The 15,091-nt window shown below is 46.5% G+C and carries 13 protein-coding genes; 7 read left to right on the top strand and 6 right to left on the bottom strand.

What is annotated here, in order from left to right; translation table 11 throughout:
• Window positions 1–51: 51 nt before the first annotated feature.
• The 3 genes from LRP50_RS14140 to LRP50_RS14130 are packed head-to-tail and all read left to right on the top strand — an operon-like array spanning window position 52 to window position 4,887.
• On the top strand, window positions 52–1,986 hold the full coding sequence (locus LRP50_RS14140) for a PrkA family serine protein kinase (protein ID WP_028022854.1): 1,935 nt from the start codon (window positions 52–54) through the stop codon (window positions 1,984–1,986).
• Window positions 1,987–2,023: 37 nt separating this feature from the next.
• Window positions 2,024–3,295, top strand: a complete 1,272-nt coding sequence (locus LRP50_RS14135; RefSeq protein WP_274165111.1) for a YeaH/YhbH family protein — start codon at window positions 2,024–2,026, stop codon at window positions 3,293–3,295.
• Window positions 3,296–3,342: 47 nt separating this feature from the next.
• The gene (locus LRP50_RS14130; RefSeq protein ID WP_274165110.1) at window positions 3,343–4,887 is read left to right on the top strand and encodes a SpoVR family protein; all 1,545 of its coding nucleotides are present in this window, start codon (window positions 3,343–3,345) and stop codon (window positions 4,885–4,887) included.
• Between the two features lie 194 nt (window positions 4,888–5,081).
• Here the strand turns inward: LRP50_RS14130 and fadR are convergent, their stop codons facing one another.
• Complete coding sequence (fadR, locus tag LRP50_RS14125; RefSeq protein ID WP_274165109.1) at window positions 5,082–5,933, bottom strand: fatty acid metabolism transcriptional regulator FadR; 852 nt, start codon at window positions 5,931–5,933, stop codon at window positions 5,082–5,084.
• Window positions 5,934–6,609: 676 nt separating this feature from the next.
• Here fadR and nhaB point away from each other — a divergent pair.
• Both nhaB and dsbB read left to right on the top strand, forming a co-directional pair.
• Window positions 6,610–8,190, top strand: a complete 1,581-nt coding sequence (gene nhaB, locus LRP50_RS14120) for a Na(+)/H(+) antiporter NhaB (RefSeq protein WP_274165108.1) — start codon at window positions 6,610–6,612, stop codon at window positions 8,188–8,190.
• An 87-nt stretch (window positions 8,191–8,277) separates the two neighbouring features.
• Window positions 8,278–8,817, top strand: coding sequence for a disulfide bond formation protein DsbB (gene dsbB / locus LRP50_RS14115; RefSeq protein WP_274165107.1), 540 nt, complete (start codon window positions 8,278–8,280; stop codon window positions 8,815–8,817).
• Between the two features lie 86 nt (window positions 8,818–8,903).
• Here dsbB and LRP50_RS14110 read toward each other — a convergent pair whose 3' ends face one another.
• Both LRP50_RS14110 and LRP50_RS14105 read right to left on the bottom strand, forming a co-directional pair.
• The gene (locus tag LRP50_RS14110) at window positions 8,904–9,296 is read right to left on the bottom strand and encodes a (deoxy)nucleoside triphosphate pyrophosphohydrolase (RefSeq protein ID WP_274165106.1); all 393 of its coding nucleotides are present in this window, start codon (window positions 9,294–9,296) and stop codon (window positions 8,904–8,906) included.
• A complete protein-coding gene (locus LRP50_RS14105; protein WP_274165105.1) occupies window positions 9,293–9,934 on the bottom strand; it encodes a YecA family protein in 642 nt (213 codons plus the stop codon). Before LRP50_RS14105 ends, LRP50_RS14110 begins: the two co-directional genes overlap by 4 nt.
• Window positions 9,935–10,147: 213 nt before the next feature.
• On the opposite strand from LRP50_RS14105, the gene LRP50_RS14100 reads away from it, so the two are divergent.
• Window positions 10,148–10,825 carry a Rossmann-fold NAD(P)-binding domain-containing protein gene (locus LRP50_RS14100; RefSeq protein WP_274165104.1) on the top strand — a complete coding sequence of 226 codons (678 nt, stop codon included), beginning with the start codon at window positions 10,148–10,150 and terminating at the stop codon, window positions 10,823–10,825.
• Between the two features lie 121 nt (window positions 10,826–10,946).
• Here LRP50_RS14100 and dusC read toward each other — a convergent pair whose 3' ends face one another.
• From dusC to LRP50_RS14085, 3 genes are all read right to left on the bottom strand, one after another.
• A complete protein-coding gene (gene dusC, locus LRP50_RS14095) occupies window positions 10,947–11,933 on the bottom strand; it encodes a tRNA dihydrouridine(16) synthase DusC (protein WP_274165103.1) in 987 nt (328 codons plus the stop codon).
• A gap of 287 nt (window positions 11,934–12,220) precedes the next feature.
• Window positions 12,221–13,063, bottom strand: a complete 843-nt coding sequence (locus LRP50_RS14090; protein ID WP_274165102.1) for a nucleotidyl transferase AbiEii/AbiGii toxin family protein — start codon at window positions 13,061–13,063, stop codon at window positions 12,221–12,223.
• Window positions 13,044–14,075: a type IV toxin-antitoxin system AbiEi family antitoxin gene (locus LRP50_RS14085; RefSeq protein ID WP_274165101.1), complete on the bottom strand. Its 1,032-nt coding sequence runs from the start codon at window positions 14,073–14,075 to the stop codon at window positions 13,044–13,046. The genes LRP50_RS14090 and LRP50_RS14085 overlap by 20 nt, the downstream gene beginning before the upstream one ends.
• A gap of 300 nt (window positions 14,076–14,375) precedes the next feature.
• Here LRP50_RS14085 and LRP50_RS14080 point away from each other — a divergent pair, with 300 nt between their 5' ends.
• Entirely contained in the window at window positions 14,376–15,008 is a 633-nt protein-coding gene (locus LRP50_RS14080; protein ID WP_274165100.1) for a phage integrase, read from the top strand.
• The last annotated feature ends 83 nt before the right edge of the window (window positions 15,009–15,091 follow it).

Below are 15,091 nucleotides of genomic sequence, written 5' to 3'. Positions count from 1 at the left end.
TGCGCCATTATCCTTTCTTATTGATAACAGCACGATTTAGGGGGCAGGACCATGAGTATATTCGACCACTATCGTCAACGATACGAAGAATCTAAAGACGAAGAGCTGAGCCTTCACGAATTTCTGGACCTATGCCGGGAAGATCGCAGTGTGTACGCCAATGCAGCCGAACGTTTGTTGATGGCCATTGGGGAGCCAGAAATGATCGATACCGCGCACGAGCCGCGGTTGAGCCGGCTTTTCTCAAACCGCGTCATCTCGCGATACGAAACCTTTGAAGATTTCTATGGGATGGAAGAAGCGATAGAACAAATCGTCTCCTATCTCAAGCATGCTGCACAAGGTCTAGAAGAACGTAAACAGATCCTCTATTTACTAGGCCCTGTTGGTGGCGGTAAGTCATCACTGGCCGAAAAACTCAAAAGCTTGATGCAGAAAGTGCCTATCTACATTCTCACTGCTAATGGTGAGCGTAGCCCAGTGAATGATCACCCATTCTGTCTCTTTGATGTAACAGAAGATGGCGCATTGCTAGAAAGCGAGTACGGCATTTCGCAACGTTACTTACGTTCCATCATGTCGCCTTGGGCCGCTAAACGTTTACATGAATTTGGTGGTGATATCAGCAAGTTCAAAGTCGTGAAAGTCCGTCCATCTATTCTTGATCAAGTCGGTGTTGCGAAAACGGAACCGGGTGATGAAAACAACCAAGATATCTCATCACTGGTTGGTAAAGTCGATATTCGTCAACTCGAACACTTCTCTCAAGATGACCCCGATGCATACAGCTACTCTGGCGCATTGTGTAAAGCCAACCAAGGTTTGATGGAATTCGTAGAGATGTTTAAAGCGCCCATCAAAGTGCTGCACCCGCTACTTACTGCGACGCAGGAAGGCAACTACAACGGGACAGAAGGTCTCTCTGCGCTTCCCTTTGATGGCATGATCCTCGCTCACTCAAACGAATCTGAGTGGCAAACATTCCGAAACAACAAAAACAATGAAGCCTTCCTCGATCGCGTGTACATCGTGAAAGTGCCTTACTGTTTACGTGTGTCGGAAGAAATGAAGATTTACGACAAACTATTGCAAAACAGTGAGTTGTCTTCCGCGCCTTGCTCGCCGAGCACGCTCGATATTCTTGCTAGATTCAGTATCTTGTCACGTCTAAAAGAGCCTGAAAACTCGAGTATTTTCTCGAAAATGCGTGTCTATGATGGTGAGACGCTGAAAGATACCGATCCAAAAGCCAAGTCGTACCAAGAATACAGAGACTACGCTGGTGTCGACGAAGGCATGAACGGACTTTCAACGCGTTTTGCGTTCAAAATTCTTTCTCGCGTCTTCAACTTCGACCACTCAGAAGTGGCCGCTAACCCGGTCCACTTGTTCTATGTACTCGAACAGCAAATAGAACGTGAACAGTTCCCACAAGATCTTGCAGAGAAATACCTCGAGCATCTCAAAGGGTACTTGATTCCAAAATACGTCGAGTTCATCGGCAAAGAAATTCAAACCGCGTATCTGGAGTCCTATTCTGAGTACGGCCAGAATATCTTTGACCGTTATGTCACTTATGCAGATTTCTGGATTCAAGATCAGGAATACCGTGACCCTGATACCGGTCAACTGTTTGACCGCTCCGCACTCAATAGCGAGCTGGAAAAAATAGAGAAACCGGCAGGAATCAGTAATCCGAAAGACTTCCGAAATGAAATCGTGAACTTTGTACTCCGTGCTCGCGCCAACAACGAAGGCAGAAACCCAGGTTGGACAAGCTACGAGAAACTCCGCACTGTTATTGAGAAGAAAATGTTCTCCAATACAGAAGAGTTGCTACCGGTCATTTCGTTCAATGCGAAAACCTCGACCGAGGAGCAGAAGAAACACGATGATTTTGTCGCTCGAATGATGGAAAAAGGTTACACCCGCAAGCAAGTGCGACTCTTGTCTGAATGGTACCTGCGCGTGCGTAAGTCTTCGTAATCAGGCGGTTAATGAAGTAACGAAATACGGGGGGCTTATGGGGCATTTTATTGATCGAAGGCTCAACGGGAAGAACAAGAGTACAGTGAACCGACAGCGTTTTTTACGCCGTCACAAACGACAGATCAAAGAGTCGATTGCTGACGCTGTTAATCAACGCTCTATCACTGACGTGGATAGTGGTGAGAGTATCACTATCCCTTCTCGTGACATCCGAGAGCCAACGTTCCGACAAGGTAAAGGGGGACAGCGTGATGCTGTCCACCCTGGCAATGACCAATTTATTACAGGCGATCGCATTGAACGTCCACCCGGTGGTGGTGGCGGAGGTGGTGCGGGTGAAGGTCAAGCAAGCCCTGATGGTGAGGGTCAGGATGATTTTGTTTTCCAAATCTCCAAAGACGAATACCTAGACTTGTTGTTCGAAGACCTTGAACTGCCGAACCTGAAGAAAAATCAAATCACCCAACTAGTAGAATACAAAACGCACCGATCTGGCTTTAAAGCGACCGGTGTTCCTTCCAATATCGCTATTGTTCGCTCACTGCAAAACTCGCTGGCTCGTCGAACAGCAATGAGTGCCGGGAAACGCAGAAAACTGAAAGAACTGGAAGCAGAGCTCGTAGCGCTAAAACGCTCAGAGCCCGCCCAGCCTTTAGAAGAAAAACAACTTCAAGAAGAGATTGACCTGCTAAAAGATAAAATCGCAGCCGTCCCTTTCATTGATACGTTTGACCTAAGGTTCAAAAATTACGAGAAGCGACCACAACCGAGCAGCCAAGCGGTCATGTTTTGTCTTATGGATGTATCGGGTTCGATGGATCAAGCAACCAAAGACATCGCCAAACGCTTTTACATCTTGCTGTACCTCTTTCTCAACCGTACTTACAAAAACGTGGAAGTGGTATTTATCCGCCACCACACTCAAGCAAAAGAAGTGGATGAACATGAGTTTTTCTACTCACAAGAAACCGGTGGCACCATCGTTTCGAGTGCCCTTCGCTTGATGAACGACATTGTTAAAGAGCGCTATCCGTCGAATGAATGGAATGTCTATGCCGCACAGGCTTCGGATGGTGATAACTGGGCCGACGATTCACCAGGTTGCCGTGAGTTGTTACAGAAACAGCTGCTCCCAGTGACTCGCTACTACGCATACATTGAAATTACACGCCGTGCTCACCAAACCCTCTGGCGCGAATATGAAGCACTTGATGAAGCCTATGAAAACTTCGCTATGCAGAATATTCGTTCAGCAGAAGACATTTTCCCCGTCTTCCGGGAGCTATTTAAGAAACAGGTAAGTTAACGCTTACCTCTCTTTTCATACGGGTTTGATATCCAAGGAGGACTTCCATGGCAGTCGCAGCAAAAAACAAAAAGAAGACGCTCAGCGATGGTCCAGATTGGACATTTGATCTTCTGGACCAGTACCACAACGAAATAAAACGAGTCGCTGAACACTATCGGCTAGACACTTACGTCAACCAAATTGAAATCATTACTGCTGAACAGATGATGGACGCATACTCCAGCGTCGGCATGCCAATCAACTACAGTCACTGGTCATTTGGTAAGAAGTTCATCGAAACAGAGCGTGGCTACAAGCACGGGCACATGGGGCTGGCGTATGAAATCGTCATCAACTCTGACCCTTGTATTGCCTATTTGATGGAAGAAAACACCATCACCATGCAAGCCTTGGTCATGGCTCATGCTTGTTACGGACATAATTCTTTCTTCAAAGGCAATTATCTGTTCCAAACATGGACAGATGCAGGCTCCATTATCGATTACCTGCTGTTTGCCAAAAAATACATCAGTGAGTGCGAAGAAAAATACGGCGTTGATGACGTCGAGAAACTGCTCGACTCTTGCCATGCGCTTATGAATTACGGTGTCGATCGTTACAAACGACCGCAAAAAATCTCCATGGCGGAGGAAAAGGCGCGTCAAAAATCACGTGAAGACTATCTACAAACCCAAGTTAACGCCCTATGGCGCACCATTCCTACCAGCGAGAAAGTGCGTGAAAAAACCGTGGAGCGATTCCCTTCTGAGCCGCAAGAGAACATTCTCTATTTCTTCGAAAAGCATTCGCCGTTGCTTGAGCCTTGGCAGCGCGAAATTGTTCGCATCGTGCGTAAAGTCAGCCAATACTTCTACCCGCAAAAACAAACGCAGGTGATGAACGAAGGTTGGGCGACCTACTGGCACTACACCATATTGAATCACCTTTATGATGAAGGGCTCGTCACTGATCGCTTTATCATGGAGTTTTTGCACAGTCACACCAATGTGGTAGCACAACCGCCATACAATAGCCGTTACTACAGTGGTATTAACCCGTACGCTCTAGGTTTTGCGATGTTTACAGATATTCGACGTATCTGTGAGTCGCCAACTGAAGAAGACAAATATTGGTTCCCCGAAATTGCTGGCTCAGATTGGTTAGAGACCATGCACTTTGCCATGCATAACTTTAAAGATGAGAGCTTTATCAGTCAGTTTCTGTCCCCCAAAGTGATGCGAGACATGAAATTCTTCGCCGTTAACGATGACGATAAACAGAATTTCATTGAAGTCACTTGCATCCACGATGAAGAAGGGTATCGACAAATTCGTGAAAAACTTTCTGCGCAATACAACCTCAGCAACCATGAACCCAACATTCAGGTGTGGGATGTGGATCTGCGTGGTAATCGCGCACTCACCCTCCGCTACGTGCCACATAACCGAATCCCTCTCGGTGACTCACATGAAGAGGTGTTAAAGCACGTACATCGCTTGTGGGGCTTTGAAGTCATATTGGAAGAAGAAACAACGGATGGAAAAGGGAAGATTATCGCGACGTGTCCAAAACGCCCGCAATTTGACCCAGATTTAATCCCCGGAACCTAGAACCTAGAACCTAGAACCTAGAACACGAATACCTCGAACAACCCGCCCAGTTAAAAACGCTAGGGCACAGAAAAACAAAAACCGCCAAGTAGGCGGTTTTTTTATTCTTGCTTTGGCATCTTTGTTGGCTAAAGCGCGATGGTTGGCTAAAGCGCGATGCTTAACCTGATGCTATGCATAAACTTGGAAGCCTATTACGCTTCTTCTTGTTCCATCAGTTTCGCAATGGTGTCGCGGTTAACAAACCACATGGCGCCACTTTCGCGACCGTATTGCTTGATACGATCCATAACATCACCATGACGACCTTCAACCGAAATACTGAGTAGGTCACGATAAAACTGCAACGCCAACTCGCAAGCATGCTTATCCATGAAATAGTAGCCGCCAACGCGTGAGTATATTTTGCGCATCCCATTCATGGTCAACACATATACCTTGTTGCCAGAAAGTTGAGCCATACCTTGGAAGAGCATGTAGTCGTAATGGTTGAATGCACGACCACGACACACCGCTTCGCAGACTTCAGTGTCTACTTTGCCGAATGAATCAAAAATCTTTTTAACATCCTGCTGAATAGCAGGCTTTTCTTCTACCGCTTCAACAAAGCTCGAGAAGCTATCACTCGCTAGCAACGACTCGCAGCGACTGATTACTTTCTCAATCAAGGCAGCACACGCTTGCGCGTCATTTTTCACTGCATAACGCATGTATACGCCACCGATATCGGTACGCGCAGACAACAAGTTTTCAAGGACACCATGGACATCTTCACCCTCTAGCGTAACCAAAGTATCTAAGATATTCAGGCCAGAGGTATTCATGTAGTCATTAACACGAGTTGGTTTGCCGTGCTGTATCGTCAACCATCCATCACGAGCGAGGCGCTGCAACACTTCACGAAGCGTTGTACGAGTCACACCAATCAACTCTGACAATTCACGCTCTGCAGGAAGAATTGAACCTTGAGGAAAATGATTATTCCAAATGCTCTCGATAATGTATTTCTCAGCAAACGTTGCCGGGCTGTCCGCCTTTATAACCATTGAGTGTTGTTTCCAAGTTGCTTCTTATTTTGTTTAATAACTCATCATACCACTGAAGGTTACCACCTAGAAACCTATCCGTGTCTTCACGTGGGCGCATTTAGCCTTGATTTACTGTCATACATCACAGTTAGCTAAATAACCTGACGTAACATCAGCGTTCCACATAAGGAACCATATCCAACATATTTCTATCAACATTCCTTACACGGGCGGAACGTTTCCTTTACCAAACGAAGCTTAAGACCATCTTGTTAGTCTAAACGCCTGAATAAATGCCCACTAGTTACCAACGTACTGTTTAACCTTGATCCGCATCACTGTATACAACCAGACTCACGCATAGAATAAGCGCGCCCAAATGTTACAAAGTATTTCGATACGAACCGATTCGCGTTTCGTTTTTTCGTAACATACTCCAGTAATTTAATTAACATGCAAAGGATTGTTGACTGTTTGGAAAGTCGCTGTATTGTGTGCTCCGAGTTTGCCTATGCGATGGGTTTCAATGGCGATTTTTTGCCGAGTGATTGAACATTCGCATGTTTACTTTGCTTGATTCAGCAGAAATCGCAAAAGAGAAACCTGACCATCTCCAAACGCAACAGCTTGTTTACATCTTCATTTCAAGCCCCCAAGAAGACTTGCTTTTTCTAATAAGAACAGAGACACAGACATGGCCATTACGCTAAGGAATGCTTTTACCAAGAACTTTCTCGGTAAGGCGCCCAATTGGTACAAAGCGGCGATTATCGCGTTTTTGATTATCAACCCTATTGTTTTTGCAATTGACCCATTTGTCGCCGGTTGGTTGCTCGTCGTTGAATTCATCTTCACATTGGCAATGGCATTAAAATGCTACCCTCTTCAGCCCGGTGGTCTATTAGCCATCGAAGCCGTTGCCATTGGTATGACAAGCTCAGAAACCGTTAAACACGAGCTTGTTGCCAACTTTGAAGTCTTGCTATTGCTTATCTTTATGGTGGCAGGCATTTACTTCATGAAGCAGCTATTGCTATTCATGTTTACCAAAATACTGCTTGGTATCCGATCAAAGTCTCTGCTTTCTCTGGCTTTCTGCGCCGCTGCTGCACTGCTTTCTGCGTTCTTGGATGCCCTAACGGTAATCGCCGTTATCATCAGTGTTGCTGTTGGCTTCTACTCTATTTACCACCGTGTCGCTTCAGGCGGGTCTGCTGACAATGACCACACTTCTGATGACAATCTTGGTGACGATCTAAGCCGTGATGACCTTGAGCAATACCGTGCCTTTCTTCGCAGCCTGCTCATGCATGCCGGCGTCGGTACTGCACTTGGTGGTGTAATGACCATGGTTGGTGAGCCACAAAACCTTATCATTGCAGAGAAGGCAGGATGGCAGTTCGGCGAATTTATCATTCGTATGCTGCCTGTTACTCTTCCTGTCCTCATTTGTGGTCTCATCACCTGTGTGGTCGTTGAGAAGTTCCGTTTGTTTGACTACGGTACAAAACTGCCAGAAAACGTACGTAACATCTTGTTAGAGTTTGACGCTGCTGAACGCGCAAAACGTACAAACATCGATGTGGCGAAACTTGTCGCTCAAGCATGTATCGCCGTTTTCTTAGTAATCGCGCTGGCGATGCACCTTGCTGCAGTGGGCTTGATTGGCCTAACGGTTATCATTCTGGCCACCTCTTTCACTGGTGTGATTGACGAGCACCACATCGGTAAAGCGTTTGAAGAAGCTCTGCCATTCACCGCATTACTTGCCGTATTTTTTGCGGTGGTTGCGGTTATCGTTGATCAGGAACTCTTTACCCCAGTCATTGCTGCCGTACTGCAAATGGAAGGTGGCGCACAGCTCACCATGTTCTACATTGCGAACGGATTGCTTTCTATGGTGTCTGATAACGTATTCGTCGGTACGGTTTACATCAACGAAGTAAAAGCGGCGTTGACGGAAGGCATGATTACTCGCGAACAATTTGAACTGTTGGCTGTCGCAATCAATACCGGTACTAACCTACCATCGGTAGCAACACCTAACGGTCAAGCTGCGTTCCTATTCTTGTTAACATCAACGCTTGCTCCACTGCTGCGTTTGTCTTACGGGAAGATGGTTTACATGGCTTTGCCATACACCATTGTGATGGGTTTGGTTGGCTTGGCGGGTATCGAACTACTGCTAATTCCAATGACGGATTGGTTCGACTCTGTAGGTTGGATCTCACTCGGTACAGTTGAAGCGGTTGGCGCAGTAACTACTGGTCATTAAGTATTGATTTTCTGTCCAATAAACCTTTGAATATCAAAGTCCCACAATCAAGTGGGGCTTTTTTGTTTTAAAACGGATTTGTAACCTATGTTGTCCTACTTCAATCAAATATCTCGCGGACGCGGTGCATGGTTCTTGCTGATGCTGTCTGCATTTGCTTTCGAAGCTTGTGCGCTGTACTTCCAACACATCATGAATCTCGCACCTTGTGTCATGTGTATTTATGAGCGCGTTGCCATGATAGGCGTTCTTGGAGCTGGCCTCATCGGTATGATTGCACCAAGCAACGGCATGTTCCGCTGGCTCAGCCTCGCGGCATGGGGCGTATCAGCGGGATGGGGGCTTAAGCTATCGATTGAACACGTTGGCTATCAATTCCCAGACCCAAATGATCTCTTTGGGGCGACCTGTGACATCTTCGTTTCGTTCCCGTCTTGGGCGCCACTTAACCAATGGGTTCCGTGGATGTTTGAAGCCAGCGGTGATTGCAGCAAAATCGTATGGGAATTCATGACACTCACCATGCCACAGTGGCTGGTGATCATTTACGGCGCGATGCTTGTCGTATTTGGGCTTGTTGTGCTGTCACAGTTCTTCGGTAAACCACGTGAGCGTCGCTTGTTCTAGACGCTAACCTGAATGCCTACACCAATAAAAATCCCAGCCTACGCTGGGATTTTTATTGCTCTGCTGTCTGCTATCTACAACTGCATTCAAATGCGCTGCAAGTAACTAACAAGCGGTAGGTCAGCACCACTAAACGAATAACGGTCTAGTTCTGCGGGCGAAACCCATGCCATGGCTTGATGGCAATGCAAGGTAAACTCTCCAGCCACAGCCAGACAACGATAACTACGCAGTAAAATGGACTTAGTGGGATAGTGATGTAGCGTTTCAACTAAGAACTCACCAACCTCCACATTTATCGCTAACTCTTCCACCAGCTCACGCACCAAGGCTTCTTGATCCGTTTCACCCGCTTCGACTTTACCACCAGGAAATTCCCAGAGTCCCGCTTCGCCTTCAACACCGTGGCGCTGGGTAATTAACACACGCTCACCGTCGGTGATGACACCAGCAACCACAAGAACAGGAGCAGTTATCATTTACCGCAACACTTCTTGAATTTCTTCCCGCTACCGCAAGGACAAGGGTCATTTCGTCCGACTGATTTATAAGGGTTAACTGCACGAGCACCAGAACCTTGCTGTACTTCATCTGCGGCAAGAGCGACTTCGTTAATCATCAATGCCAATTGCTGATAGTATTTTTCTGGTGACGGCAACGACGCTAAGCCCGCCTCTTCCATTTGTGCCAGAGTGCCCTGTTCATCGTGAAGAAACAGCATGGTAGTCATCAGTGCTGACAACATGCGACGGCTGCCATCAGAGACAGTCACTTCCTGCCAAGCAGCTTCAATATGAGGCCAAACAGCAAGGAAACCTTCAGCAAAGGCTTGATGACCCTCGTGGCGAGCTGCATCGAGTGAAAGTGATTGCGGCAACACATATTCATGCTTCATCAGCGCCACATATTGCTGCTCAAAGCGCAGCATAATGGATTGCTTTTGCTCCGTCGTCAGCGGTTCGATGTTGTCTTCATCTACCCCACCAGTCAACAAAATAGTCTGCCACAAAGCGGGATCAAGCGGTGCGGGTGAAAGGTTCGCAGCAAGCAGTGCACCTTCAATAAAAGTCGCAGGCATGCCTTCCCAGTTTTCTGACAGTTCAACCAAAGTTGTCATTACGGTTCTCGAAAATTAAAGTTGTCGATATTATACCGATTATCGCTAGATATACCCGAGCTACCCCAGTCTGCCCCTACTATTTCCACAAATTTAGCGCTGATTTTAACGTGCAATAGTTCGCGTTTTACCAAATATTCGCGCTAACATCTTGAATCTTTTTGCACAAACCGTGGTAGCCTTAGCGGCGACAGAAAACGAAAGGAAATTCTCTTGCCATCGTCTCGAAGTGTCATTCTTGCCGGAGCCACAGGCTTGGTGGGTGACGAGTTATTACATCAATTGCTGGGCGACCCAAATGTGACGCATATTCACATTGTCACGCGTCGTCCTATTGCTGTTGTATCTGAGAAAATCATTGTTCATCAGAGCCCAGACTTGTCTGTGACACACTGGCAACCCCAATGGCCTGTGCCTTTACAAGGCTACATTGCTCTTGGCACCACAAAACAACAAGCTGGATCCAAGCAAGCATTGGAAGCCGTTGATTATCAATTGGTCGTGAAAGTGGCACGCATGATGGCGGTAATGGGCGTTAAACACCTCGCTGTGGTATCTAGTCTATTTAGCCACCCTTGGTCACCGTCTCACTACCTAAGATGTAAAGGGAGAATGGAGCGCACCATCTCTGACATGGGCTTTAAACGGTTATTGATTGCGCGCCCAGGCCCTCTGCTTGGAGAGCGAGACACGCCAAGAAAAGACGAACAGATGCTTCAACGAATTATGCCAGCCCTCTCACCGTTTCTGGCTGGTCCTCTGGCGGATTTGGAGCCCGTTGAAGCCGTACGCGTTGCACGAGGCATGATCACAGCATTATTATCAGAAGAAAGCTGGTCAGCTCGAATCGATAGACGTGTTCTCTCAGGTCGCGTTCTTAATCAATGCTGATCCTATTGTAAAATCACACAATATGAATGAGAAAAAGGCAGACGTAACGTCTGCCTTTTTCATTGGTCAACTTGTCAGGCGAAAGCGAATATACGATTGCTACTCTATTTTGCAAGAACAGCTATGCAAGAACCAAATTTTCACCCACACGCGCAACACGCTTTTCCTCTGCTTCGAGGGCGGCAACAATGATGTTCAAAATCTGGTTCTTGTCTTTCAATTGGCGAATTTCAGTAAACAGAACATTCGATTGAGGATACTGCACTTGCAAGTATCTGAACCATTGCTTCACACGGTTCGCGTAGTACAAGCCCTTATCGCCACGAATTTCAAATTCAGAGTAACGCACCAACAGCGCCAACACAGCGTGCCATGACATCATGGCTTCGCCGCGTTTTATATGAGCGCCGAGATTGGGCACATTCAACGCGCCACGGCACACCATTAAGGTGTCGCAGCCAGTCATAGCCTGACAGCGCAGTGCATCTTCTTGGTTCCAAATATCGCCGTTTGCCGTTACAGGAATACGTAAGCGCTGGGTGATATCACCGATCAAATCCCAACGTACTGTACCCGGCTTGTAAGCATCCGCTTTGCTGCGACCATGCACCACAATTTCGTCTGCACCCGCTAATTGCACTGCATCAACAATCTCACGATACGACGAGCAATCATCAAACCCTAAACGCACTTTGGCACTGACCACATTGCCAGCGGGAACGGCATTGCGTACCGCTTTCACTACTTGGAACAACAGCTCAGGCTCTTTGAGCAACGCAGCGCCGCCTTTGCTTCCATTCACCGTTTTAGACGGGCAACCGAAATTGATATCGACCCCCGCAGAACCAAGCTCAATCACTTGGGCCGCGTTCTCCGCCATATATTGCGGAGATTGACCAAGCAATTGAACGCGAACAGGTGTCCCAGAAGCGGTTTTACCCCCCGCTTCGAGTTCCGGGCACATACGGTGATAAACACGTGGTGGAAGCAGCGCATCAACAATGCGCACAAATTCGGTAACACACAGATCGTATCCGTTAATTTCGGTCAGCATTTGACGCATCAATGCATCAAGCACACCTTCCATCGGACCAAGAACGAGCTTCACGCTTATTGGCCTCGGTTCGGATGATTCAGAATGTGGCAATCTAAAGCATGCATGGAAATATTTAATATTATCATTGAGTTATCTTAACAACTTGAATTTAATGGCGACAAAGTGGCGACGACCGATGAGTCTGGGCTCTCTTTCTACTCTAAGTTAGTGGGAATTGGTACTGAAATTTAGATTGGCTTATACCGTCGGTAACATGCACTAAAAGAAATTCGGTGACGCTGACGGCATTAAGGACAACCGTTATTGGCTATTTCACATAATCATTATATGTGGATCGTTTAAAATTGCTCCGACAGGCTTTGTAAATATGCTTCTGTATCTTCAATGTGACGAGTTGCGCTCACCATCTCCCGTGCCAGCCTTTCCATTAATTGAGGCTGTTCGAACAACTCGGCTTTGAGGTATGCCACTGTCTCTGGTGAGGCAATCGCTTTCGCATCGTGCCCAAGCTTTGCCGCAGAAGCTTTATCACCATCGAAATCATATTTATCCATCCACTCATCCGCCCATAGCAACTCCTCGACCTGAGGAATTTTTTTATAGTTCTCGATAAGATAGAGCAAGTCTACAGCATCCTTTTTCCTTTTCTGGACGTCACGATCTCGCCAAGAAATGAGCTTAAGAAGGGTAATACCTGCGGGTGAGCAAACAGGAACAACAAGCTCTGGATCATCCCTGACTTTAACTTGCATCGCATTCTCACACGCTTCAGTAAAGCCCAACACACTCATTTCAATATCGCCTCTTGGCGGCCAAGCGATGGCATTTTCTACGGCCACACCCCCAAAAGGAACGACGTCGATTTCCCAAGGCAATTTATCACTGCAGACACGCGAAAATCTGTGCTCGATACTCCGATCACGTTCAAACCCAGAGCTTTGTAGCCTTTCAGCCAGTTGATGAAATTGCCCCCAGCTTTTAACACATATTCCAAAGTCTACATCACGGGTACCTCGTGTGATCTTCGAACCAAACCCAAATGCAAGCACCAGATCACGGGCCATAGCCCCCACAACTACATATTCAATATCGAGTTCTTTTGTCAGTCGGTCAACATCACTATATATATCGACATGCCCATCATTTAGTTTTCCAGTGATATCAATTAAGCCATTTTTCATACAACCTCTCTGCCACTTCTGCATTCCGAGCATCATTTGATGCTAAAAGCTCGGCATACACGATGAGCGGGTGAACCAAGTGACTTTTCTTTCCACGAAGCACATCGATAAATGTAAATGGGGTCACATGCTCTATCGCAGTTAGCGGATATTCACCGGGCTTGACCCTTCTCAATCTGAGAGATTTTTGTATGTCTTTGAAAGTTTGATTGTCTGCATACACCCTCGCGCTGCGTGAGTTGAGGTAGTGGGTGTATTTATCTGCAGCGAACTCTCCGCCAATCAAAGCATCATCAGCCAAAGACATGAATCGTGAGTCCCAGTCCTCATACTCTGTGGTAAAGCGTTCTTCAGTTTGGTTCCGATTGATCAAACGAGCATAATTCTTGGTCCATGCTTTGATCAAACCTCTACGATCCACGATTCCCTTGTAGTGCATGTCAATATACCCATTTGCCTCAAGGTCTTTTAGTACTGGACCAACCACCCCAAGGGATACTCCCGCCCGCTCCGACAAGTCGCGATAGGTCAAATCAAATGGAGCTGAGGCGGTCAACAGTACAAACACCACCTGCAAACCTTTATTGTTAAAAGCTCTTCCGAACGGGTTGCTAGCTTTGGTGCTAGACGCTGACTTATTTTTGTTACCGCGCACATAAATATAAAAAGGTTTTTGCTTGAGGTAGGCATTGCCGTTTTTATCTAGAAACTGAATATTATTTTGCTTGAGCGATTCTGCAAATGATGGATTTATGTAGTCTGAAACCAAAACGTATTTGTCCTCACCAAAAGCGTGACGGGTACTCATAAATAGTGGAATGGAGTGTCCCGTTGCTTTCGGGACATGATGCAGACGAAGCGTTGGGTAGCCATTACGCGCAAGCTCAGCACATGTTTCGCGATCACGATGGATGTAATTGAATTTTTTATACGGTAAATCAAACTCCTCTTGCATGAGTTTTAGATAGGCCTCTACGTCAAATACATTCTTTGATTGCACTTCTGCGTACATCTGGACTCCACGAGTTCACTCATTCAATTCGTGGCTTAAATTTAGCATCTGACCATGCATTGTTCAATTTTTTGCCATGTTCATTTTTTTTGTACACTCCTATTATTTGTACAGGATATATGCTGCCTGTCCATCCGTTCATTTTTATCGCTTGTTCATTATTTTTGTACGACGGAATTTTTTGTACACAAAGGATTAAAATGTGGGCTGCCCACTTCCCCTATGCCAAGACAGTCTAAACTGGCGTTTTCTGCCACAGATAATGAAGGAGAGCACCACGAAAGAGGTGAACGATAAACCATGGCGTTGGGCTTGGACGATCCGCTTTACCACAAACTCACTCCGGCCATGTATACCGACTTTCGCGCTAAGCGAATAGCCGGTGACATTGAAGACCAGCAAGGAAAATGTTCTGCCGTTAGCTTTCGGACTTGCAACAACGAGCAGGATTTAATGAATGCTGTGATTGTTGAGTTGCAGCGCATGGGTGAATGGAAATCGGAAAACCCGCTGAAGTCCGTGCGTCAGTTCCGTTTGCATGAAGATGACATGGAATTTCTATCACAAGATGAAATCCGCCAGTTGATTGAAACTACAAATGCGTACACAACTCACTCAGATTTGGTGAAGGTTATTAAGCTGTGCCTTTCAACAGGCGCTCGCTTTGGTGAGGTGGCAAAGCTTACCAGTGCGCAGATAAGCACAAACAAAGTGATATTCACGAAGACGAGAGGCAAAAAGACCAGAGCAGTACCAATTAGCGAACAACTTTACAAAGAGATCGCCCCAGAGAAAACAGCCCCCTTTGGGCCTCGCTTGGGCAGGATGATGATGTCGCCAGCCGCTTTCAGGCGGTCAAAGGTCGCTGAGGTCAGATCTGAGCGTCTCATGTATTCACGTTTTGTGATGTATGGGGCATCGACTGCTATTTGAATTGAGGCCATCGTGATATTCTCCAAGGTTGGTTTATACGTTTTTTGAGTGAAGTTGTTGGTTATTAGCTCGCTAAAACTTCA

The organism is Enterovibrio gelatinilyticus, assembly GCF_028683095.1.
Lineage (GTDB): Bacteria > Pseudomonadota > Gammaproteobacteria > Enterobacterales > Vibrionaceae > Enterovibrio > Enterovibrio gelatinilyticus.
The sequence above is the reverse complement of the archived record's forward strand: the minus strand, read 5'-3'. Positions and strand labels throughout refer to the sequence as shown.